This is a genomic window from Winogradskyella sp. PC D3.3, assembly GCF_054366245.1.
On record NZ_CM135962.1, the window covers coordinates 2,442,501 to 2,465,118 of the forward strand.

At 34.0% G+C, this 22,618-nt stretch carries 19 protein-coding genes and 2 rRNA genes (1 of these 21 running past the window's edge); 7 read left to right on the forward strand and 14 right to left on the reverse strand.

Translation table 11 applies throughout. The features are described from left to right. Together ACXGSQ_RS10725 and rrf are read left to right on the forward strand one after the other, a co-directional pair. Positions 1-1,679: ribosomal RNA gene (locus ACXGSQ_RS10725) — 23S ribosomal RNA — on the forward strand; it begins 1,146 nt to the left of the window's first position. A 139-nt stretch (positions 1,680-1,818) separates the two neighbouring features. Continuing rightward, positions 1,819-1,928, forward strand: a 5S ribosomal RNA gene (rrf, locus tag ACXGSQ_RS10730). Positions 1,929-2,313: 385 nt separating this feature from the next. Here the strand turns inward: rrf and ACXGSQ_RS10735 are convergent. The 12 genes from ACXGSQ_RS10735 to ACXGSQ_RS10790 all read right to left on the reverse strand — a co-directional run bounded on the left by ACXGSQ_RS10735 (position 2,314) and on the right by ACXGSQ_RS10790 (position 16,227). Beyond that, positions 2,314-2,553, reverse strand: a complete 240-nt coding sequence (locus tag ACXGSQ_RS10735; protein WP_458626180.1) for a DUF6095 family protein — start codon at positions 2,551-2,553, stop codon at positions 2,314-2,316. Beyond that, the gene (gene murQ / locus ACXGSQ_RS10740; protein ID WP_458626181.1) at positions 2,537-3,352 is read right to left on the reverse strand and encodes an N-acetylmuramic acid 6-phosphate etherase; all 816 of its coding nucleotides are present in this window, start codon (positions 3,350-3,352) and stop codon (positions 2,537-2,539) included. Before murQ ends, ACXGSQ_RS10735 begins: the two co-directional genes overlap by 17 nt. Before the next feature lie 208 nt (positions 3,353-3,560). Beyond that, entirely contained in the window at positions 3,561-4,376 is an 816-nt protein-coding gene (locus ACXGSQ_RS10745; RefSeq protein ID WP_458626182.1) for a DUF4249 domain-containing protein, read from the reverse strand. A 3-nt stretch (positions 4,377-4,379) separates the two neighbouring features. Then, positions 4,380-6,755 carry a TonB-dependent receptor gene (locus tag ACXGSQ_RS10750; RefSeq protein ID WP_458626183.1) on the reverse strand — a complete coding sequence of 792 codons (2,376 nt, stop codon included), beginning with the start codon at positions 6,753-6,755 and terminating at the stop codon, positions 4,380-4,382. A gap of 148 nt (positions 6,756-6,903) precedes the next feature. Further along, positions 6,904-9,126: an NADP-dependent isocitrate dehydrogenase gene (locus ACXGSQ_RS10755; RefSeq protein WP_458626184.1), complete on the reverse strand. Its 2,223-nt coding sequence runs from the start codon at positions 9,124-9,126 to the stop codon at positions 6,904-6,906. A 145-nt stretch (positions 9,127-9,271) separates the two neighbouring features. Continuing rightward, complete coding sequence (locus tag ACXGSQ_RS10760; RefSeq protein ID WP_458626185.1) at positions 9,272-9,847, reverse strand: pentapeptide repeat-containing protein; 576 nt, start codon at positions 9,845-9,847, stop codon at positions 9,272-9,274. A 793-nt stretch (positions 9,848-10,640) separates the two neighbouring features. Beyond that, positions 10,641-10,988 (reverse strand): 50S ribosomal protein L19, encoded by a 348-nt coding sequence (gene rplS, locus ACXGSQ_RS10765; RefSeq protein WP_458626186.1) that lies wholly within the window; start codon positions 10,986-10,988, stop codon positions 10,641-10,643. 162 nt (positions 10,989-11,150) lie between these two features. After that, positions 11,151-11,465: a hypothetical protein gene (locus tag ACXGSQ_RS10770; protein ID WP_458626187.1), complete on the reverse strand. Its 315-nt coding sequence runs from the start codon at positions 11,463-11,465 to the stop codon at positions 11,151-11,153. An 11-nt stretch (positions 11,466-11,476) separates the two neighbouring features. Continuing rightward, positions 11,477-12,154: a tRNA (guanosine(37)-N1)-methyltransferase TrmD gene (gene trmD, locus ACXGSQ_RS10775; RefSeq protein ID WP_458626188.1), complete on the reverse strand. Its 678-nt coding sequence runs from the start codon at positions 12,152-12,154 to the stop codon at positions 11,477-11,479. A 200-nt stretch (positions 12,155-12,354) separates the two neighbouring features. Continuing rightward, positions 12,355-12,963: a tRNA (guanine-N1)-methyltransferase gene (locus ACXGSQ_RS10780; protein WP_458626189.1), complete on the reverse strand. Its 609-nt coding sequence runs from the start codon at positions 12,961-12,963 to the stop codon at positions 12,355-12,357. Positions 12,964-13,226: 263 nt separating this feature from the next. Next, entirely contained in the window at positions 13,227-14,675 is a 1,449-nt protein-coding gene (locus ACXGSQ_RS10785; RefSeq protein WP_458626190.1) for a glyceraldehyde-3-phosphate dehydrogenase, read from the reverse strand. Between the two features lie 139 nt (positions 14,676-14,814). Beyond that, positions 14,815-16,227, reverse strand: a complete 1,413-nt coding sequence (locus ACXGSQ_RS10790; RefSeq protein WP_458626191.1) for a trypsin-like peptidase domain-containing protein — start codon at positions 16,225-16,227, stop codon at positions 14,815-14,817. 171 nt (positions 16,228-16,398) lie between these two features. Here ACXGSQ_RS10790 and dapF point away from each other — a divergent pair, with 171 nt between their 5' ends. The 5 genes from dapF (at position 16,399) to ACXGSQ_RS10815 (ending at position 20,426) form a co-directional block, all read left to right on the forward strand. Then, a complete protein-coding gene (dapF, locus tag ACXGSQ_RS10795) occupies positions 16,399-17,178 on the forward strand; it encodes a diaminopimelate epimerase (protein WP_458629349.1) in 780 nt (259 codons plus the stop codon). Next, entirely contained in the window at positions 17,172-17,696 is a 525-nt protein-coding gene (locus ACXGSQ_RS10800; RefSeq protein WP_458626192.1) for a GNAT family N-acetyltransferase, read from the forward strand. The genes dapF and ACXGSQ_RS10800 overlap by 7 nt, the downstream gene beginning before the upstream one ends. Positions 17,697-17,698: 2 nt before the next feature. Next, a complete protein-coding gene (mltG, locus tag ACXGSQ_RS10805) occupies positions 17,699-18,742 on the forward strand; it encodes an endolytic transglycosylase MltG (protein WP_458626193.1) in 1,044 nt (347 codons plus the stop codon). A gap of 3 nt (positions 18,743-18,745) precedes the next feature. Further along, positions 18,746-19,651: a DUF2279 domain-containing protein gene (locus tag ACXGSQ_RS10810; protein ID WP_458626194.1), complete on the forward strand. Its 906-nt coding sequence runs from the start codon at positions 18,746-18,748 to the stop codon at positions 19,649-19,651. Between the two features lie 118 nt (positions 19,652-19,769). Beyond that, entirely contained in the window at positions 19,770-20,426 is a 657-nt protein-coding gene (locus ACXGSQ_RS10815; protein WP_458626195.1) for a peptidoglycan-binding protein LysM, read from the forward strand. 6 nt (positions 20,427-20,432) lie between these two features. Here the strand turns inward: ACXGSQ_RS10815 and ACXGSQ_RS10820 are convergent, their stop codons facing one another. After that, the gene (locus tag ACXGSQ_RS10820; protein WP_458626196.1) at positions 20,433-21,149 is read right to left on the reverse strand and encodes an SAM-dependent methyltransferase; all 717 of its coding nucleotides are present in this window, start codon (positions 21,147-21,149) and stop codon (positions 20,433-20,435) included. Beyond that, positions 21,149-22,564, reverse strand: a complete 1,416-nt coding sequence (locus tag ACXGSQ_RS10825; protein WP_458626197.1) for a PQQ-dependent sugar dehydrogenase — start codon at positions 22,562-22,564, stop codon at positions 21,149-21,151. Before ACXGSQ_RS10825 ends, ACXGSQ_RS10820 begins: the two co-directional genes overlap by 1 nt. Between the last annotated feature and the right edge of the window lie 54 nt (positions 22,565-22,618).

Sequence of the window (22,618 nt, forward strand, 5' to 3'; positions counted from 1 at the left end):
CGGCATGGATAATAATCGGGCATAAACATATTACCGAAGCTATGGACTTGTAAAAGTGGTAGGGGAGCATTGTAGTGTCGTCGAAGGTGTGCTGTGAGGCATGCTGGAGAAGCTACAAAAGAAAATGTAGGCATAAGTAACGATAATGCGGGCGAGAAACCCGCACACCGAAAGACTAAGGTTTCCTCAGCTATGCTAATCAGCTGAGGGTTAGTCGGGACCTAACGCGAACCCGAAAGGGGTAGTGGATGGACAACAGGTTAATATTCCTGTACCTGCTCACGTTAAAAGTGACGGAGGCGAAAAGTTAGTGCGTACTGACGGAATAGTACGTTGAAGCGAGTGGTAACACCGCGATAGTACACTGAGACTACGGTCAAGGTGATAATCTAGCAAATCGACTTCCAAGAAAAGCGAGTGAAGCAGCCCGTACCCTAAACCGACACAGGTAGTTGGGATGAGAATTCTAAGGTGCTCGAGAGATTCATGGCTAAGGAACTAGGCAAAATGGACGCGTAACTTCGGGAGAAGCGTCGCCCCCCTCTGGGGGGGCCGCAGTGAAAGAGTCCAGGCGACTGTTTATCAAAAACACAGGGCTCTGCTAAATCGAAAGATGATGTATAGGGCCTGACACCTGCCCGGTGCTGGAAGGTTAAGTGGAGGGTTTAGAAGTTTACTTCGAAGATCTCAAATGAAGCCCCAGTAAACGGCGGCCGTAACTATAACGGTCCTAAGGTAGCGAAATTCCTTGTCGGGTAAGTTCCGACCTGCACGAATGGTGTAACGATCTGGACACTGTCTCAGCCATGAGCTCGGTGAAATTGTAGTATCGGTGAAGATGCCGATTACCCGCAGTGGGACGAAAAGACCCCGTGAACCTTTACTATAGCTTAGTATTGGCTTTGGATAAGTAATGTGTAGGATAGGTGGGAGACTTTGAAGTGGCGTCGCTAGGCGTTGTGGAGTCATTGTTGAAATACCACCCTTTGCTTATCTAGAGTCTAACCTCTAACCAGGGACAGTGCTTGGTGGGTAGTTTGACTGGGGTGGTCGCCTCCAAAAGAGTAACGGAGGCTTCTAAAGGTTCCCTCAGCACGCTTGGTAACCGTGCGTAGAGTGCAATGGCATAAGGGAGCTTGACTGAGAGACATACAGGTCGATCAGGTACGAAAGTAGAGCATAGTGATCCGGTGGTTCCGTATGGAAGGGCCATCGCTCAAAGGATAAAAGGTACTCCGGGGATAACAGGCTGATCTCCCCCAAGAGCTCATATCGACGGGGGGGTTTGGCACCTCGATGTCGGCTCGTCACATCCTGGGGCTGGAGAAGGTCCCAAGGGTTGGGCTGTTCGCCCATTAAAGTGGCACGCGAGCTGGGTTCAGAACGTCGTGAGACAGTTCGGTCTCTATCTACTGTGGGCGTTAGAAATTTGAGTGGATCTGACTCTAGTACGAGAGGACCGAGTTGGACGAACCTCTGGTGTACCTGTTGTTCCGCCAGGAGCATTGCAGGGTAGCTACGTTCGGAAGGGATAAGCGCTGAAAGCATATAAGCGCGAAACCCACCACAAGATGAGATTTCTTTTAAGGGTCGTGGAAGATGACCACGTTGATAGGCTATAGGTGTAAAGGCAGTAATGTCATAGCCAAGTAGTACTAATAACCCATAGGCTTATTGTCACTTCGACTTCGCTCGAAGGCCAGCAATGGCTAACGAGCGAGTCTGTTTTTTTATTAAAGTATACGTTACGATACATATCATGTGATTTTTTCAATATGTCAACAATATTAGTGTTGATTATTTATAACAACCAAAATTTAAGGTGGTTATAGCGACGGGGCTCACCTCTTACCATTCCGAACAGAGTAGTTAAGCCCGTTTGCGCCGATGGTACTGCTTTACTGTGGAAGAGTAGGTCGCCGCCTTTTTTTACCGATATCAATCGGTATTTATAAAACCCTTACTAGATAACTAGTAAGGGTTTTTTCGTTTATGCTCTTTTTTATAAGTTTTACTGATACTTTAAATAGAACATCCCATCTATAAATGGGATGTTTATGGTAAATAAGTTCAATAGGGTTATAAATTTCTTCAGAAGCACTGGCATCCCTCTTTTCTGAGACTTATCTTCTTCATATTATAGCATCGGCTAGGTGAAACGCTAAAGTTTTTTACTGAAATTAGGCTTCTAGGAAGTAGTAAAGAAATCTACTTATTGATTTTTGTACCTTAAAAGAGAAGAGGCTTTGTTCGTCCAGGAATAAAGGATCTAGAGAATAGCTTTAACAAATCCCTTCAAAAAAAGAAGATGTGCTACTTTTTCTTCTTAAATATACTGTCTAAAATTGTATTAATCCCCAGAAATAAAAATACTATAGCTCCGATACAGAGTATAAATGCGATAATTAAAAGCGGAATATACAGTGGCTTTTCACTATTGTCTAACGCCAAATGTAATAATGTTGGTCCTGTAAACATAAAGGCTAAACTTAAGAGTAATCGCTTAAGGCCTTTTGCTAAAATGTCTTTGTCTGTACTATGATCTTCTTCCATGAGTAATACTTTCTCTAACGTTCTTATGCTGACTTAATAAAATTGAAGCTTCTGCTTCAGAGACATTAAGTTCTGTCATAATCATTTTTATAGCTCTATTGACTAACTTATTATTACTAAGTTGCATATCTACCATTTTATTACCTTTTACTTTTCCTAATTGAATCATAGAGGTAGTGGTAATCATGTTAAGTACAAGTTTTTGAGCCGTTCCTGCTTTCATTCTTGAGCTTCCTGTTAAAAATTCGGGACCAACAATAACTTCGATGGGGAATTTAGCCGTTAAGGCTAATGGGCTATTATGATTACAAGTTATACAACCAGTGATAATATGATGTTCATTACATTTTTCTAATGCACTTATAACATATGGAGTTGTACCAGAGGCGGCAATGCCTATTACGACATCGTTGGTTGAAATTTTGTAAGCTTCTAAATCTTTCCAACCTTGAGTGGTAGAATCCTCTGCGTTTTCTACAGCTTTTCTAATGGCATTATCTCCACCCGCAATGATACCAACAACGAGATCATGAGATACACCAAAAGTAGGCGGACATTCTGAGGCATCAAGAATACCTAATCGTCCACTTGTTCCTGCTCCCATATAAAATAACCGACCTCCAGCATTCATTTTATTTACGACTTGAGAAATTAAAGATTCTATCTGTGGTAAAGCCTTTTCTACTGCTAAAGGAACTGTTTTGTCTTCCTTATTAATGGACGTTATAATCTCGTTGATAGTCATATTTTCGAGATTATTATAATTTGAGTCTTGTTCTGTCGTTTTAATAAAAGTCATGGTATAAAGGTAAGAAATTATTTTGGCGGATGTGTTACATTAATAGACGTTAGGGTATCCTTTTAACAGAAATAAATTAATTATAATTCTGATTTAATTCTTATGCTAAATAGATTTATAGACTGTAATTTGTTATTAATTAGAAGTTTTGTAAACGATGTATTGAATTGACAAGTTCTCTAAAATAATGAGAATGCCAGATTAAATTTTACTCCACCGTATAAATTATTTCATCGACTTCTGATAATCTGAAATATCCAAAAGGAAAATTATCTGGATTTGTTGTATTAATACAGTTTCCACGAATTGTTGCGGGCTGAGTTTCAAAAGGTCCACCTCCTGTATCACTTCCTTGCTGTAGAAGAATAAACATAAAATCGTAAAATTGACTTGATATACCGTAATTTCTTATGGTGACTATATCACCAGACTCTAAATCTTCTTCTGTGTAAAATCCAAAAATCTGATTTCCATCGGTAAAGGTATCGTCATAAACATTTAAAGTCGGGACAACAGGAATATTACTTATAAACTCGAAAAAATAATAATTATCAATACCCATAGGATCTGTATAATAGGCCTTAAGTTCTATGTCTTCGCCAGAAAATCCACCTTCATTATTTTGTTCAATATAATCTATGGGCACAACTGGCATTAAAGATTCTGTCGCTGTGTAAATTTCGTCGTCATAATTTATCATTAAGGTATATTCTTCATCTATAACAGGAATAAAGGAATTAGTGCGATATATCCCTGTGTTTTCTATTTCAACAAAATTAAATATGTTGCCATTGGTATCTAAAATTTTAACTATAGCCCCATTGGCAGGAGGAATCGTATCTTCAAAAAAAGGAGTTGTTAATGATAGTTTTACACGTTGTGCATTTCCAGGAGTATTTTTGAAATAATTAATAGAAGCTTCAATTACTAATTTTGGTTCTGCTGTATTGAGATCAACATCAATAACGTCTTCGCAATTTAAGAATAAGGTTAAAACCAAACTTATATAAACTAATCTTTTCATGATTTAAAATTTAAAATTATAAGAGAATGAAGGAACAATACCAAAAATAGACAATCGTGTTGCTTCATTGGTTCCTGTGTTCCTGTTTTCGCTAAATGAAATGCTAGCTGCATTTTTTCGGTTATAAACATTATAGATTCCAAAGACCCATTCTCCTTTGAATTTTTTAGTGCTTTCTGGATTTGGATTATAATTCACTGCTAAATCTAAGCGATGGTATGATGGCAGTCTACTTGAATTTCGAGCTTCATAATTTGGAATTATAATGTCATTATATTGATACTGTCCATTAGGAAATGTTGTGGGCTGGCCTGTTTGAAAAATAATATTAGAACTAAACGACCATTTTTTGTTAAGTTCATAACTTCCTGTAAGTGATATATCGTGTGTTTTATCATATGGTGTATTGTACCATTGTCCATTATTAATCCCTGTTTCCGTTGCTGTTCTTCCAGGTGTTCTTTGTTCCGATTTTGAAAGTGTATATGCTAACCATCCGGTAAATTTGCCCTCATTTTTTCTAATGAGAATCTCTAAACCGTAGGCTCTACCTTCGCCATTTAATATAACTTGTTCGATCGCATTATTAGCGATTAAATCGGCACCATCTATGTAATCTATTCTGTTTTTTATGGTTTTATAGAAACTTTCAACTTCTAAAGAGAACATATCATTGTTAAACATTTTGAAATACCCAACAGCTACTTGATCTAATAATTGTGGTTTGATATATTTACCACTTGGTGTCCAAACATCTAAAGGAGTAGGTGAGCTCGTATTAGATAACAAATGTAAATATTGACTCATACGATTGTAACTTGCTTTTACAGACGAATTGTCGTTTAACTGATATGCCATAGCTAAACGGGGTTCAAGATTTGCAAACGATTCTATAACATCACTTTTACTAAATGTATCTGTACCTATTGGATCTGCTTTTTCATAAATACCAATGGCTTCATTAAAGGTTAAAGGGTTATTATTTTCATATCTATTTAATTCATCTTGACCAAGTCTATGAAACATACTTAAACGTGCTCCATAACTAACAGTGAATTTATTACTTAATTTGTGTTCTGCATCAATGTAAACTGCATTTTCAAAAGCATATTTGTCTATGAGTTTAAAAGGATTAATCCCCGAATTTTCATCTGTAGGACTTATATCTCCAGGATTAAATTTGTAATACATACTGTTTAAACCGTAATCTAGTTTAAAATTGTTGCTTATGTAATGTTTAAAATCATATTTAAGATTAAAGTTTTTTATACCAGAAACCCAATCAAAGCCAACAAAACCAAGTTGTAAGCCATAATAATAGTCTGAATATATAAGAGATAAGTTGGAGAAAATTTTGTCGGAATACAGATGATTCCATCTAAAGTTAACTACAGAATTCCCAAATGAATTCTCGAAGCTATCCGAAATTTTAAAAACATCACGTCCAAAATAACCTGATAAGTAAATATTGTTGTTAGTATTGATGTTATAGCTCAGTTTAGTGTTGAGATCATAGAAATAAGCAATATTATCGATATCAAAAAGCGGTAAGAAAAGGTGAGCATAACTACTACGGCCTCCAATTAAAAATGATCCTTTATCTTTTTTTATAGGACCTTCAGCCAATAAACGACTTGAGATTAGACCAATACCTCCATTCATATGAAAGGATTTACTATTCCCTTCTTTTTGGTAAATATCTAAAACAGAGGATACACGACCACCGTATTTTGCGGGAATTCCACCTTTATATAATTTTAAATCTTTTATGGCGTCCGGGTTAAAGACTGAGAAGAAACCAAATAAGTGAGAGGAATTAAATATCGTTGCTTCATCTAACAAGATGAGATTCTGATCTGCTGCACCACCTCTAACATTAAATCCCGAAGAACCTTCACCAGCATTGGTTACACCAGGGAGTAAAGTAATAGATTTAATCACATCAACTTCTCCTAAAACTACGGGCATATTTTTTATCGTTTTTATAGATAAAGCGTTAACACTCATTTGAGGCTTTTTTATATTTAATTTTTCTAAGTTTTCGGTAATTACAACTTCATCTAAACTTTCAGCAGCTTCTTCTAGTTGATAGTTTTTGGTTAGATTAGCATTGAGTTCAAGTGTTTCAGTAATCGTTTTAAATCCTAAATAACTAATTTGTATGTCATACGTTCCGGATGGAAGTGTAATGGAGTAGAAGCCATATTCGTTGGTAACAGTTCCAGTTTGTTGATCTGGAATAATAATATTAACACCAATTAAGGTTTCATTGCTTTGATTATCTGTTACAGTTCCGCTTAAGGTAAAATTATCTTGAGCATGAAGACCTAAAGGACAGCATAAAAAAAGAAGAAGTAATCTTTTAAGAATTAATATCATAATTTATGAGAGCTATAGTTTGATGGCTGGTGCGTTGTATTCTAAACGATTAAATTAAGAGTTTGTTACAACACACTAAAAATAAATGAAAAGAATAAAAAAAGCTTCCCGAGGGAAGCTTTTTTAACAGAAGATTAATCCAATGTTGTTATGAATTTAATATTGAATTTAAAGCTTTACTCGGACGCATAGCTTCTGAAATTAATGCTTCATTAGGAAGATAATAACCATCAACATCTACAGGTTCGCCTTGACAATCAATAAGCTCTTTTACAATAGTGTCTTCCATAGAAGAAAGGCTATCGTATAGTGTTTTAAATTGCGCTTTTAACTCGGCGTCTTTATCTTGGTTAGCTAATGCTTCTGCCCAGTATAATGCTAAGTAGAAATGACTTCCTCTATTATCGAGTTCGTTTACTTTTCGAGATGGTCCTTTTTTATTTTCTAATAATTTATCTGAAGCATCATCTAAAGTTTCACCTAAAATTCTAGCTTTTTCATTATTATTAGTGATACCAAAATGCTCTAGAGAAACGGCTAATGCCAAAAATTCACCTAAAGAATCCCAACGTAAATGATTTTCAGAAAGGAATTGTTGAACATGTTTAGGAGCAGATCCTCCAGCTCCAGTTTCAAATAAACCTCCACCATTCATTAATGGAACAATAGATAACATTTTAGCACTTGTACCTACTTCTAAAATAGGGAATAGATCTGTTAAGTAATCTCGTAGTACATTTCCTGTTACAGAAATGGTGTCTTTTCCTTCTTTAAGACGTTTTAATGTAAAGTTAGTGGCGTCAACTAATGAAAGAATTCTTATATCTAATCCTGTAGTATCGTGATCTAAAAGGTATTTGTTTACCTTTTTAATTAATTCAGCATCATGTGCTCTTTTTTTGTCTAACCAAAAAACTGCAGGTGTTTGAGATGCTCTTGCTCTAGTGACTGCGAGTTTTACCCAGTCTTGAATTGGTGCATCTTTAGCTTGACACATTCTCCAGATATCACCAGCTTCAACTTTATGACTTAATAATACATTTCCAGCGGCATCGATAACGTCAACTTTACCTTTAGAAGCAATTTCAAAAGTTTTATCATGAGAACCATATTCTTCAGCTTTTTGCGCCATTAGTCCTACATTAGGTACAGTTCCCATGGTTGTAGGATCGAAAGCCCCATTCTTTTTACAAAAATCGATAGTTGCGCTATAAACACCAGCATAACTACTATCTGGTATAACGGCCTTTGTATCTTGTAATTTTCCTTCGGCATTCCACATTTGGCCAGAAGTTCTAATCATTGCAGGCATAGACGCATCAATAATGACATCACTCGGTACATGAAGATTTGTAATTCCTCTATCAGAATTTACCATAGCAACATCTGCACCATGAGTTAATTCATAACGAATATCTGCTCTGATTTCATCGCGTTTTTCTTCAGGAAGTTCGCTTAATTTTTCTAATAAGTTTCCAAAACCATTGTTTACATCAACACCAATCTTATCGAATGTTTTACCATGTTTATCAAACAAATCTTTGAAGAATATACGGACCGCATGACCAAAAATGATTGGATCGGAAACTTTCATCATTGTTGCTTTCATGTGTAAAGAAAACAAGACACTTTTATCTAAAGCATCCTCTACTTGTTCTTCTAAAAACTCTAGTAATGCTTTTTTGCTCATTATCGTTGCATCGATAATTTCGTCTTTAAGGATATCTAGACCTTCTTTTAAGTAAGTCTTATTTCCTTTTACATCGGTATGAACAATTTTTATAGTTGTTGCTTCTGGAAGTGTTATGGATTTTTCGTTGTGAGCGAAATCTCCTTTAGCCATAGTTGACACATGTGTTTTTGAATCAGAAGACCATGCACCCATGCTATGAGGGTTCTTTTTTGCGTAATTCTTAACGGCTTTAGGGGCACGTCTGTCTGAATTCCCTTCTCTTAATATAGGGTTCACTGCACTACCTTTAATTTTATCATAACGTGATTTAATTTCCTTTTCGGCATCATCTTTTGGTTCATCAGGATAGTTAGGAATCTTAAAGCCCTTAGATTGTAATTCTTCAATTGCAGCCATAAGTTGTGGAACGGAAGCACTGATATTTGGTAACTTTATAATATTAGCTTCTGGTTTTTTTACCAATTCTGCTAATTCAGCTATGGCATCGGTTACTTTTTGGTCGTCTGATAAAAAGTCTGGAAATGCCGCTAAAATTCTAGCCGCTAATGATATATCTTTTGTTTCTATAACAATACCTGAAGACTTCGTAAATGCTTCAACAATCGGTAAAAATGAACGCGTTGCTAAAGCTGGTGCTTCATCCGTTTTTGTATAAACAATCTTTGCTGTTTTTGTCATATCTTTTGTAAATAAAATGAATAAAATTGTGCTCGAAATTGAGCTGTGCAAATATACGAAAACGTTTGATTTTTATAGGTATAAGATTACTACTAAACCGCGTGAAATTTTAAGAAATTGACAAATTAATACTTAAAATATTTATTTAATCTTTTATCTTAATATTAAAGCTCTCTAATAAACCTGAAACGTTTTCTTTTGAAAAAGAAGCTTGTTTAATTTGATTTAAGTTAGGATTAATATTAAGGTTATAGGCTGAAGTAAAATTGGAATGTGTAAGGTTGGTGCGGTCAAAAGTAGACTGATGTAAATCACAATCATTAAAGACGCAATATTTTGCTTCTGTTTCAGTGAAATCAACTTGATGCATTATGCAATTGGAGAAGGTGGTGCGATTGATTTTTAATTGATAGAAACTACTCAAATTTAGGGTGCTGTTTATAAATTTAAACGACAGTAAAAACGTATTACAATTTTGAAATAAAACCCCAAGAATTTTACAGTTTTTAAAGGTGACTCCGTCAAATGTAGTATGCATTACATTGGTGTTGCTAAAATTACAATCTATAAAATCACACTCAGAAAAGACATTTTGTGAAAGGTCTGAATTTTCAAAATTACAATTGCTAAATGTACAGTTGGCATATTCAGCTTTGGTTAGCGCATTTATGGTGTAATCTTGAACTTTAAATTCTTGTTGTTCTGTTAAGGGTAGATTCATATGACAAGAATACGAAAGAAATCATTATTAGTAAATAGAAATTTAAAGAATCCCATTAAGATTGAATTTGAGCGTAAGTTTTAGGAATTACAAATTACAAGGATAATTACACGGCTAATCGAACGGATGATATTTAAAACAAAAAGCCATATCACTACAGTTACAACTGCTCTGATATGGCTTTCATGAAAACAGTACTAACAAGACCTATTTAGATTCCACTAACTCAGCTGTATGACAATTGTCATCATCTTTTTCGGTTCTAGTGCTTCCTGTTTCAAAATCGAAACATTTCATATCTTTCAAAATGTATTGACTTGATATTACTTTGTCTCTTAGGTTTGTTTTTCTTGATGTTTTTCCTATAATCTTCAGATAACTAAATATTAAGTTTAAAACATTGCTCTTTTTTTTGCGTTCGCTCTCGCTTTCACAACTTATTCTGAGCTTTTCACTTTAAGTATTTAACCAACTAAGTGGGGTGAAAATTAAAGTTTCATGATTGTTTTACAAATACTTACTATTGCAAGTTCTTATACAATCTCAAAAAACAACCTCATTACTTAAAGAACGGATCTTTAATAACAATTTAACATTAATTTAGACTAAAATTCAAAAAATAACTTTATTTATTGTTAATTGTTTTACTAAATTAAGTAAATAATTTAATTATTTCTAATTATTTAACATTTTAAATGTCAACAACTTATAAACTCAGTTTATCAACAATTGTTAACAACAAAAAAAGCCTTCTCTATAAGAAGGCTTTTGATTTGTAATATATAAGTTGGAATTATCTTCTAACTTCTTTGATTCTTGCTTTTTTACCAGTAAGACCTCTAAAGTAGAAAATTCTTGCTCTACGTACTTTACCACGTTTGTTAACTTCTATTTTTTGCAAAGCAGGTAAGTTAATCGGAAAGATACGTTCTACGCCAATTGTTCCTGACATTTTACGGATGGTAAACGTTTCAGAAGATCCACTTCCTTTACGTTGTAATACAACACCTCTAAAAAACTGAGTACGTACTTTTTCGCCTTCTCTAATTTCGTAGTATACTGTGATGGTATCACCAGCGCTAAATTCTGGAAAGTCTTTACGGGTTACAAATTCGTCTTGTACAAATTTTACTAAATCCATTTTATTTTATTTATAATAGTTAATTCAAAGCAACATTCACGATTCTCGCCAGAGGTTGGTCTAAATTGGTTTGCAAAAGTACTACTTTTTTGTTTATTTGCAATGCTTTGTTATTTTATTTTTTAGTCTTCCGTTAGAAGTTGTCTTGAGCTTATTTTGTAATTATTTTTTTGAAAATTCCGATACTACTAAAATGATTAAACCAACTGAGAATATTAAATAAGATACATTTTGAATTATAATTGAAACCCCTTGTGTTAATAATAAGGTGTCTACACTTTCGGCACTCGCAAAAACACGGATGAACAAACTAGCAACAGAAGTTAGTATAACTAGTATACTACCAATTAATATTAACCAAGTCGCTAGGGTACGCTTTTTTATAAAGAGAATTATGCTAGCAATTAATACTATAAAAGTTGATAATGCACTAATAATTTGACCAATATAAAGCAGAATTTCTGTAGAACTATTCATAAGTAACGTGCTTAGTCTTCAAGTAAATCTGGTCTTCTCTCCTTAGTTCTTTGATAAGCTTGGTCTTCTCTCCATTTTTCTATTTCCTTAAAGTTACCGCTAAATAATACTTCAGGAACTTTCATGCCGTCATATTCTCTAGGCTTAGTATAAATAGGAGGTGCTAATAAATTATCTTGAAAAGAATCGGTTAGGGCAGAGGTTTCATTACCTAAAACTCCAGGAATTAATCGGATTACAGCGTCGCATAATACAGCTGCACCTAATTCGCCACCTGACAATACATAATCTCCAATAGATATTTCACGAGTGATAAATTTATCGCGGACGCGTTGATCCACTCCTTTATAATGTCCACATAAAATAATGATATTTTCTTTTAAAGAGGTTTGGTTAGCTATGCTTTGGTTAAGTTGTTCACCATCAGGAGTCATATAGATGATTTCGTCGTAATTTCGCTCTTGCTGTAATTTAGAAATACACTTATCAATAGGTGCTATGGACATTACCATTCCTGCGCCTCCTCCAAACTGTGTGTCGTCTACAGATTTATAGCCACCTGTAGCATAATCTCTTAAATTATGAAAGTGGACTTCTACTAAACCGGCTTCAATGGCACGTTTTAAAATAGAGGCTTCAAATGGACTTTTTAAAAGTTCGGGTAATACAGTTATAATATCTATACGCATAGTTTCAATCTATAAGTTTACAAAGATATGTTTAATTGATGTATTTTTTAGATAGTCTTTTGCAGATGTTTATGCGACTTGTTTATATGGTTTGAAGGAATGGGGTTTCGATTTTAAAAAAGATTCAAACTAGGACATAAAAAAAATCCGTAATTTAATTACGGATTTATATGTTTAAGAGGTCGAAATTGAAAGTCTAATTATGACTTCTGCTTGTTTAATTCGTCTTGCAATTGACGTCTTACTTTTTGTTCACGCTCTAAAGCATTACGTCTGTGTTCTTCAAACTCAGTTTCAACTTCGTCTAATTTTAGTTTCGCTTCGCGAGTTGCAGAATTACTACCTTTAAATTTGTATATAAAGAATAATAATAAAGCTAAAAGGCCTCCGATAATACTCCACATTAAGACTTTGTAACTTGCTTTATTGGTTTGCATTCCAAATAATGAGATGTTATCTTTTTCATCATTAGTAGCATTCAAGGTTGATTCGGTGTTAGAGAGCTTGCTTTTTAAGTTTTCTATCTCATCAGCTTGCTTTTTAACAATCGCTTGTGTCGCTACTAAATCTTTATGAACGGCTTTAAGAGAATCTAGAGTATGTGCTTTTAGTGCATAAAGCCATGTCTTTTTTACCGTTTTATAATCTTGCCAACTATTAGAGCGTCTAATTACAAATTCAAATTGATTATCTATTGTACCACTATTAAGAGATAATTTATCTTCGTCGTCGGTAGTGGTTTGTGCGGTTATTGTTTGTAAACTAAATGTAACTAAAAGAATTACAGTAACTTTTGTTAAGAATTTCATCTTAGAGGTAATTTTGGTTGAGTTAGATTAATAGGTTGCCAAGATAATAATTTTATAAGGATATCATAAACAAATTATCAAACAAATAGCCTTGCAAATATGAAGGGCATTTTATATACGGTATAAAATATAGTTTAGATGTTGAATCTATAGTCTATTCTTGGTTTTAAGGTGATAACGTGATTAATTCACTATAAATCATCACGCTAATAATCAAAAAAAATCTTGCCTTAAGACAAGATTTTTTTTCTTTTCAGAATGATCTAATAATAAGCATAACGTCTTACTTTAGAAATATATTTAGCTAAACGAATTACCTGGTGGCTATAGCCATATTCGTTATCGTACCATATATATAGTATGGCGTTTTTCCCATCCGTTCTAACAATGGTTGCTTTGCTATCATAAATAGCAGGAGCAGAGCTACCAATAATATCACTAGAGACTAATTCGTCACTCATTTCATATTTAATTTGTTCTACCAAATCTCCTTCGAGTGCATATTTTTTCATAATAGTGTTTATGCTTTCTACAGAAGTCTCTTTTTCTAATTCTAAGTTAAGAATAGCTAAAGAGCCATTAGGAACAGGTACTCTAATAGCATTAGAAGTCAGCTTTCCTTCTAAAGCAGGAATGGCTTTACTCACAGCTTGGCCAGCTCCAGTTTCTGTAATCACCATATTTAGTCCAGCAGCACGGCCACGTCTGTATTTGCTATGAAAATTATCAACTAAATTCTGATCATTTGTATAAGCGTGTATCGTTTCTAAATGTCCCGTTTTTATACCAAAAGAATCTTCTATAGCTTTTAAAACCGGTGTAATGGCATTGGTTGTACATGACGCTGCTGAGAATATTTTAACTTTATCTGGGTTGTGCTCTGTGTGATTAACTCCATGTACAATATTAGGTATACCTTTTCCTGGTGCCGTTAATAAAACTTTATCAACACCTTTAGCTTTTAAATGTCTGCTTAAGGCAGCTTGATCTCTAAAAGCTCCGGTATTATCAATGACTAATGCGTTATTAATTCCGTATGCTGTATAATCGATATCTTCTGGTGCATTTGCAGAAATAATTTTTACGGTGGTACCATTAATTATTAAAGCTGCATTTTTGACATCTGTCGTTACCATACCAGAGAAATCACCATGTACAGAATCGTTTCGTAACAATGAAGCACGCTTTTCTAAAACGGTTTCATTAATATCTCCTCGTGTAACAATGGCTCTTAATCTTAGTTGAGTCCCTTTTCCTGTTCGCGTCATTAATTCACGCGCTACCAAACGGCCAATTCTACCAAAGCCATAAAGTACCACGTCTTTTGGTTCTATGCTTTTATTATCTTTAGCATTGCCTAATTTCGAAGCAACAAAAGCTGTAGCATTGCCATATTTTTGATCTTCTAAATGAAATTCGTAAGTTAATTTACCAATATCTAATTTGGCAGGCGGTAAGTTTAGTGTGCTAATAGCTTGCGCAATTTCAACAGAATCGAAAATAGAAATAGGTTTCTGAACAAATTCTCCTGCATACTCGTGCAAGTTTAGAATTTCGCTCACATTTCTATCTATTAACTGATTTCTGAATAATACCAGTTCAATAGATTTGTCGTACCATAAGTCACTGACAATTTTAATAAATTCAACAGTTGCTCTGCGACGATCGGCTTGAAACGCTAACTCTTTTTCGTAAGTATCGTTAAATCCCATGTTTTCTTGGTTTAAGTGATTTAGATTTTGCGCAAAAGTAATATATTTCAAACGTTTTCGTAACACCTTTTGTCGAAAATAAAAACCCTTCAAGGAAATCATCTTTGAAGGGTAATTTGAATACTAAATTTATGATTTTTTACCTGAAATGATAGACGACTTTTTCGCCTTCTTTATTGATAACTTCAATTTGAAGCGGTTCATTAACAGCTCTTGTTTTTATGGCGTTTTGAGCATCGTCTACAGAATATAATTTTTTACCATTAATTTTTGTAATAATGCTACCTTCTTCAACTCCATTTTTATTCCAAGAGGATTTATAATTTTCATCGAGCTTTTTAATTTTTACACCATAATCCGTCTTATAGCGTTTTAATTCTTTTTCTGAAGCATTTTTTATAAGACCAATCGTTTGTAATGCAAAGATTGATGGTTTTAATAAGGTCACAGGAAGTGTTTCTACACTACCATCTCTCAATAGTGTTACATTAACCACATCATCAGGACTCTTTGTTTTTAAATAACCCGACAAATCTGAGAATTTATTTATTTCTACATTATCTATTTTTTTAATGATGTCTCCAGATTGAATACCTGCTTTTTCTGCACCAGTATCTTCCTGTACTTCGCTAACGTAAAAACCTTCAGTAGCATTAACTCCTAATTCTTTAGCGGCTCTGCTATTTAAAGCTCCACCTGTAACACCAAGGATACCGTTTTGAACATTACCATATTCCATTATATCATTAACAATTTTACGAACAATATTACTTGGTACAGCAAAAGAATATCCAATATATGAACCTGTTTGTGATGAAATGGCGGTGTTAATACCTACAAGATCACCATTAGTGTTAACCAAAGCTCCACCCGAATTCCCAGGATTTACGGCGGCATCGGTTTGTATAAACGATTGCATATTCTGGCCAGATAAATCTCTAGATTTTGCACTAATAATACCAGCTGTAACTGTAGAGTTAAGGTTAAATGGATTGCCAACGGCTAAAACCCATTCTCCAATTTTTGCACTGTCAGAATCACCAAATGCCATAAATGGTAAATCTTCATCTGCTTCAATTTTTAATAAGGCAATATCAGTGTTTTCATCTGTACCAATTAATTCAGCCATGTAAGATTTGTTGTTATTTAAAGTAATGCTGATTTCGTTAGCATTTTTAATGACGTGGTTATTGGTAACAATGTAACCTGTAGGGGAAATAATGACACCACTACCAGTACCAACTTGGGCACGTTGAGAACTGCGACCATAAAAATAATCGCGCACACTTAATGGGGTATTGACTATTGCTGTGTTTTTTACGTGGACAACAGAATGTATAGATTTATCAGCGGCTTCAACAAAATTAGGCACTAATGCCGTGTTATTATTTAAGGTATTTACAGTATTACTTGTTGGAACCAACATGGGAAACTCAGACGACTGCTCAACGGCTATAGATGGGGTTTCATTCTCAACAAAAAGTTTGTAACCACCCAAAGTCAATAGGCCACCTAATGCAGAAACAAACACCAATGTTATTATCTTCTTCATAATTTTCAGATTTAAGTTTAACTATTTAATTATTATGTTATGTTGAACTAACGATTAAAATTAGAAATTTATTGATTTCGTTTTTGATTTTAACGACTATTTAACGTCAAATTTAACGTCCTATTAACACCACAAAATACAGTCTAATATTCTTATATTTGTAGCTTATTAATAACTATGACATTTTATAAATATCAAGGAACAGGCAACGATTTTGTGATTGTAGATAATCGTTTACAGTTCATAGACAAAAACGATACCAAACGCATTGCAACCATATGTGACAGACGTTTTGGCATAGGTGCTGACGGTTTTATACTGTTGGAAAATGATGAAAATGTAGATTTCAAAATGGTCTATTACAATGCCGATGGTAACGAAAGTACTATGTGTGGTAATGGTGGGCGTTGTATTGTGGCTTTTGCAAAATTTTTAAATATTATTGATAACGAAACTGAATTTATTGCTATTGATGGACTTCATAAAGCTAAAATTGAAGAGGGTTTAGTTCACCTTCAAATGCAAGATGTTTATGAAATTGAATCTTTTGAAAATCATATCTTTTTAGATACAGGGTCGCCACATCATGTTGAGCTTGTTTCAGAATTGAAGAATTTTGATGTAAAATCAAATGGATCAAAAATTAGATATGCTGAACCTTATAATGAAGCTGGAAGTAATGTGAACTTTGTAGAACAACTATCTATTGATAATTTTGCAGTGCGAACCTACGAACGTGGAGTAGAAGATGAAACTTTATCTTGTGGTACAGGTGTAACAGCGGTTGCATTAGCTATGCATAAAAGTGGTAAAACAAAATCAGATAAAATTAGTTTGGAAACACAAGGAGGTGAACTAAAGGTAACCTTTAATTTTAATGATAAGGGGTATAATAATATTTGGCTTATAGGACCTGCTCAACAAGTTTTTAAAGGAGAAATTGAATGGTAAATATCAAAGGAGATCATATCTATTTAAGAGCTTTAGAACCCGAAGATCTAGACTTTGTGTATCGAATTGAAAATGATACATCGCTTTGGGAATTAAGTGATACCCAAACTCCTTATTCAAGATTTTTAATAAAACAATATCTTGAAAATGCCCAACAAGACATTTATGAGGCTAAACAGTTACGATTAGCTATTTGCAATTCTATTGATGTTACTATAGGTTTGATTGATGTGTTTGAATTTGACGTTAAAAATAAACGTGCAGGTATCGGAATCCTTATTGTTGATGAAGAAAACAGAAATCAAGGCTATGGTAAAGAGGCTTTAGGGCTATTAGTAGATTATTGTTTTCAAACGTTGCATTTGCATCAGGTTTATGCCAATATTTCCGAAAGCAATGCTGCCAGTTTAAAGTTATTTAAAGGTAACGGCTTTGAAATTATAGGATTAAAAAAAGATTGGAGTTTTGATGGTGAAATCTACACCAACGAATATATTTTACAACGAATTAACGCTTAATTATGTATATTAAAAAAATGCTGTGGGCAGTCGCTCTTATCGGCTTAATCATCTTTGGTGGAATGGCCTACTATATTTATGGAACGATGTTTTCGCCCAATACTAATTTTGAAAATGAAACGGCCTACATTTACGTGCCTACAAATGCTAATTATGCTGAAGTAAGATCTCAATTAGAACCACTTTTAGATAATATTGATTCTTTTGACGCTTTAGCAAAACAGAAAAAATATACGACTAATATTAAAGCTGGTCGGTTTGCTATTTCTAAAGGCATGAATAATAATGATATTATCAATTCTATTCGAAGTAAAAACCTTCCTATAAAAATAGCATTTAATAATCAACATAGTATTAACGATTTAGCAGGACGAATTAGTATGCAGATTGAAGCTGATAGTTTAAGCTTAGCAAAAGTCATGATGGATGAGGAATTTTTATCTAATAATGGATTTTCAAAAGCGACAGCTTTAGGTATGTATTTACCAAATAGCTATGAATTTTTCTGGAATACTTCTGCGGAAACGTTTAGAGATAGAATGTTAGTTGAATATAATCGGTTTTGGACAGATGCAAGAAAAGCAAAAGCTAAAAAATTAAATTTAACTCCCAATGAAGTTATTACCTTAGCATCTATTGTACATGAAGAGTCTAAACAAGCTGATGAGCAACCAAGAGTGGCTGGTGTGTATTTAAATAGATTGCGAATAGGAATGCCATTACAAGCGGATCCTACTTTAAAGTTTGCAGCGTATCAATTACCACAATATCAAAACACAGTGATTAGACGGGTTTTGAATATTCATAAAGACATTAAATCACCTTACAATACCTATCTAAACACAGGTTTACCTCCTGGGCTTATTGCAATGCCAGATTTATCTGCAATAAAGGCCGTTTTAAATCCTGAAACGCATAGTTACCTTTATTTTGCAGCAGATGCTAAACGTATAGGATATCATAAATTTTCTAAAACCTTAGGGCAACATAATAACAATGCTAGAGCATATCATAGGTATTTATCGTCTCAAGGGATTAATAAATAAGATTTGGATCGAATAGTTGTCTATATTATAGGTTTCTTTTTAACAAGTGCTTCGGTTTTTTCGCAATCTAAATTCAATCAATTTTTAAAACCTAGCGATACGCTAAACAAATCACGAAGAAATACCGTTGTGATTGCTGAAGCTGCTTTGGCAACTACTACCTTAGTTGGTCTTAATCAATTATGGTATGCGGATTATCAGCGTTCAAATTTTAAGACATTTAATGATAGTGAAGAGTGGTTACAAATGGATAAATTAGGCCATTTGTTCTCATCATATCAATTAGGCAGGCTAGGGGCAAACACGTTAAAATGGGCAGGTGTTAATCAAAAGGAACAATTGCTTTATGGTTCTACATTAGGTTTAGGATTTTTAACAGCTGTTGAAATTATGGATGGCTTTTCTGAGGAATGGGGATTTTCTTGGGCAGATATGGCAGCTAATGCGGCTGGAACAGGATTGCATGTCGGACAAGAATTATTATGGCAAGAACAACGTATTGTGTTGAAATATTCGTTTCATAGAACACAATTTGCCAAGCAAAGACCAAATAAATTAGGAAATGGGGTGGCTGAAGAATTTCTTAAAGATTATAATGGGCAAACGTATTGGCTAAGTGCTAATATCAATTCCTTTTTAAAAACAGAAACAATTCCTGATTGGTTGAATTTAGCTTTTGGTTACGGAGCTGATGGAATGCTATCAGGTGAAGCCAATAATCCATTGTTTTTAAACCAAAATAGAATACGTCAATATTACTTAAGTTTGGATATCGATTTAAGTCGAATTAAGACAAATTCTCACTTCTTAAAAACCATATTTGACGTTTTTAACGTTATTAAGCTCCCTTTTCCGGCATTAGAATTAAACGGCAATGGTCGGATAAAATGGCACTATATCTACTTTTAAGTTAAAAAATTAACACTTAATCGGTTGATTTTCAATAGTTGAATAATTGTTGTATATTTGCACGCGAATTTTGTACGATAGTTTGGGGAAACTATTTTACTATAAAAAATTAGCTGTTATGATTAAAAATAGCGTTAAGAATATAGTATTACCATTTTCAATTTGTTTACTTATGGCTTTAGCCTTGTATCCAAGTTCATCTCTTAATCCAGAAACATATTCTACTGAAGGATTAGAGCTCAATTATAACATTTCAGAAGATTTGGCTATGGTTACTAAAGACCATACAGTGAAGCATAATGTATTCACTCCATATCTAGGGAAGTCTTTTGAGGGATTCAAAGAAGCTTTAGCTTTTAAGGAATCTAGAGGAGATTATTTTACAGTAAATACTTTAGGATATTTAGGGAAGTATCAATTTGGTGCAGAAACATTAAAAGTTATTGGTATTTATAACCCAAACCAATTCTTATATAACCCTGAATTACAAGAAAAAGCTTTTGTTGCTAATGCAGAGCGTAATAAATGGGTCCTTAGAAACGATATCAAACGTTTTGAAGGAAAACTTATTGGTGGAGTAGAAGTTACCGAGTCTGGTATTTTAGCTGCAGCACACTTAGCAGGTCCTGGAAGTGTGAAAAAGTTTTTACGTAGTTATGGTGTGCAAAATTTATCTGATGCTTATGGCTCTTCTGTAAGGTATTATATGAAAAAGTTTTCTGGCTATGATACTTCAATGATTACTCCGGACAAAAAAGCGCGAGTAACGCTTTAATCTCTATTAATCTTTCTGAATTATAAATATTGTAGGTCTTTTATGTAGATCTTCTTTATTGTGTTTCCAGTCTTTTGCTGACTGAGTTTTTATAAACTCCGTAGGTAGCGTTAAATCACATGCCACACAAACTCTCGTACTAGGATGTAATGTACTAGTTAAGTCTTCGAGCATTTTCATGTTTCGATATGGGGTTTCAATAAAAATTTGAGACTGGTTATGTTCAGAAGATAGACGTTCTAGAGTTTTTAATTTCGACTTTCGCTCACTTTTATCAATTGGTAAATAACCGTTAAACGTAAAACTCTGACCATTCATACCAGAACCCATTAAAGCTAATAAAATTGAAGAAGGACCAACAAGCGGCACGACTTTAATGTCCATTTGATGTGCTAATCCTACAATATCCGCACCAGGATCTGCTATAGCAGGACAACCAGCTTCAGAGAGTAAACCTATTGATATTCCTTCTTGGCAAGGATTTAAAAAGGTATTGCGTTCTTCTTCTGTAGTGTACTTATTTAATACCTGTAGTTTTAAGGACGGTTGTGATTTGTTAGGTGATATACGTTTTATAAAACGACGTGCTGTTTTTTCATTTTCAACAATATAAAAATCAATGTCCTCAACTATTTTTTTTATAGATATAGGTAAAACTTCAAGAGGAGGATTGTCTCCTAATCGCGTCGGTATGAGATATAATTTTCCTTTAGTACTATTCATTAATGTATAACTAATTTATGAGTATTTTGTTTCCCGTTTCCTATTTTGATTTTTAAAATATAAATCCCATTAGAAAATTCGGCTGTATTTATGGTTAGAATGTTTTCTGTAGTACCATCAATGGTCTTTATTTTTTTCCCCTGTATATCGTAAATATAGATTTCTGTTGAAAGCTCAGAATTGGTATTTGTACCAAAATCAATGTTTAGGGTGTTTTTGGATGGATTTGTATATACTGAGCGTACTGATAAAAACGAATCATTGTCGCTTAAAGTTGTGTCTGTGAGTTTGTAGATTTTACCTCCGCTGAGATTTGAAACATAAATTTCACCATTTACATCCTCGCCAAATGCTGACCATTGGCCAGAAAACTGCTGAAAGGTTGTGTTCCATTCCTCATTAATCTCATCGTAAACTAAATACCCAATTTCCTGACTACAATAATCAGAAAAGAAGTACCAACCATTAAAATTAGGATAGTTTACACCTCTGTATCTATAACCTCCAGTAATCGAACATTTCGGTTCTCCATCCCCAAAATGGTTATAACCAGCAACAGGAAAAGTATAGGTGATTGATTCTGAGCATTCTGATGAAACATAGAGACTGTTACCTTCATAGCATTTCCAACCATAGTTGAGTCCTGTTAATGCTTCTTCGGTAGAAGCTCTATTGATTTCTTCATAGGCATTTTGTCCAACGTCTGCAATCCATAGGTCGCCATTTAAGCGGTCGAAAGAAAATTTCCATGGATTTCTAAGGCCGTAAGCCCAAATTTCTTGTCTATTGTCGGTGTCTTGAGCAAATGGATTGTCTATAGGGATACTGTAATTTTGAGTGTCGGTCGTAGAATTAATATCTAATCTTAATATTTTTCCTAATAAGTTTAATTTGTTTTGGGCATTGTTTTCTGGATCGCCAGCAGAACCACCATCCCCAGAAGATATATAGAGATAACCATCTGTTCCAAAAGCTAAGTCGCCACCATTGTGATTATTATAGGGTTGGTTGTAGGTTAATAGCAGTAATTCAGAATTTGGGTCTGCAGTTTCAGGATTAGTCAAATCGGTTGTAAATCTAGAAATTACAGTATCTCCAGAATTATTAATATAGTTGACAAAAAAGTACCCGTTTGCGGTATAATCGGGATGAAAAGCTAAACCTAACAAGCCTCTTTCATTTCCTGTGTTTATAACTTGACTATTTATATCTAAAAAAGGAGAGTCTTGTACAGTACCATTAGAATTAATTATTTTTATCAGACCATCCTGTTCCACCACAAATAATCTGTCATCTCCTGCATGTTTAATACTAACAGGTCTGTCAAAATTAGAAGCAATGAGTTCTAAGTTGAGTTCTTGAGCATACGTTAAAGAAAAGCATGCTATAAGGAATAGAACTATAGTCGGTTTCATAAAATTTTAGTAGTTAAGGTACTAATTTACAAAAAAGACCTTCATCAAAGTTAA

Bases quoted from the DNA above. Each gene is read 5' to 3' on its own strand.
- ACXGSQ_RS10735 (WP_458626180.1), bottom strand. From the start codon at position 2,553: ATGGAAGAAGATCATAGTACAGACAAAGACATTTTAGCAAAAGGCCTT.
- murQ (WP_458626181.1), bottom strand. From the start codon at position 3,352: ATGACTTTTATTAAAACGACAGAACAAGACTCAAATTATAATAATCTC.
- ACXGSQ_RS10745 (WP_458626182.1), bottom strand. From the start codon at position 4,376: ATGAAAAGATTAGTTTATATAAGTTTGGTTTTAACCTTATTCTTAAAT.
- ACXGSQ_RS10750 (WP_458626183.1), bottom strand. From the start codon at position 6,755: ATGATATTAATTCTTAAAAGATTACTTCTTCTTTTTTTATGCTGTCCT.
- ACXGSQ_RS10755 (WP_458626184.1), bottom strand. From the start codon at position 9,126: ATGACAAAAACAGCAAAGATTGTTTATACAAAAACGGATGAAGCACCA.
- ACXGSQ_RS10760 (WP_458626185.1), bottom strand. From the start codon at position 9,847: ATGAATCTACCCTTAACAGAACAACAAGAATTTAAAGTTCAAGATTAC.
- rplS (WP_458626186.1), bottom strand. From the start codon at position 10,988: ATGGATTTAGTAAAATTTGTACAAGACGAATTTGTAACCCGTAAAGAC.
- ACXGSQ_RS10770 (WP_458626187.1), bottom strand. From the start codon at position 11,465: ATGAATAGTTCTACAGAAATTCTGCTTTATATTGGTCAAATTATTAGT.
- trmD (WP_458626188.1), bottom strand. From the start codon at position 12,154: ATGCGTATAGATATTATAACTGTATTACCCGAACTTTTAAAAAGTCCA.
- ACXGSQ_RS10780 (WP_458626189.1), bottom strand. From the start codon at position 12,963: ATGAAATTCTTAACAAAAGTTACTGTAATTCTTTTAGTTACATTTAGT.
- ACXGSQ_RS10785 (WP_458626190.1), bottom strand. From the start codon at position 14,675: ATGGGATTTAACGATACTTACGAAAAAGAGTTAGCGTTTCAAGCCGAT.
- ACXGSQ_RS10790 (WP_458626191.1), bottom strand. From the start codon at position 16,227: ATGAAGAAGATAATAACATTGGTGTTTGTTTCTGCATTAGGTGGCCTA.
- ACXGSQ_RS10800 (WP_458626192.1), top strand. From the start codon at position 17,172: ATGGTAAATATCAAAGGAGATCATATCTATTTAAGAGCTTTAGAACCC.
- mltG (WP_458626193.1), top strand. From the start codon at position 17,699: ATGTATATTAAAAAAATGCTGTGGGCAGTCGCTCTTATCGGCTTAATC.
- ACXGSQ_RS10815 (WP_458626195.1), top strand. From the start codon at position 19,770: ATGATTAAAAATAGCGTTAAGAATATAGTATTACCATTTTCAATTTGT.
- ACXGSQ_RS10820 (WP_458626196.1), bottom strand. From the start codon at position 21,149: ATGAATAGTACTAAAGGAAAATTATATCTCATACCGACGCGATTAGGA.
- ACXGSQ_RS10825 (WP_458626197.1), bottom strand. From the start codon at position 22,564: ATGAAACCGACTATAGTTCTATTCCTTATAGCATGCTTTTCTTTAACG.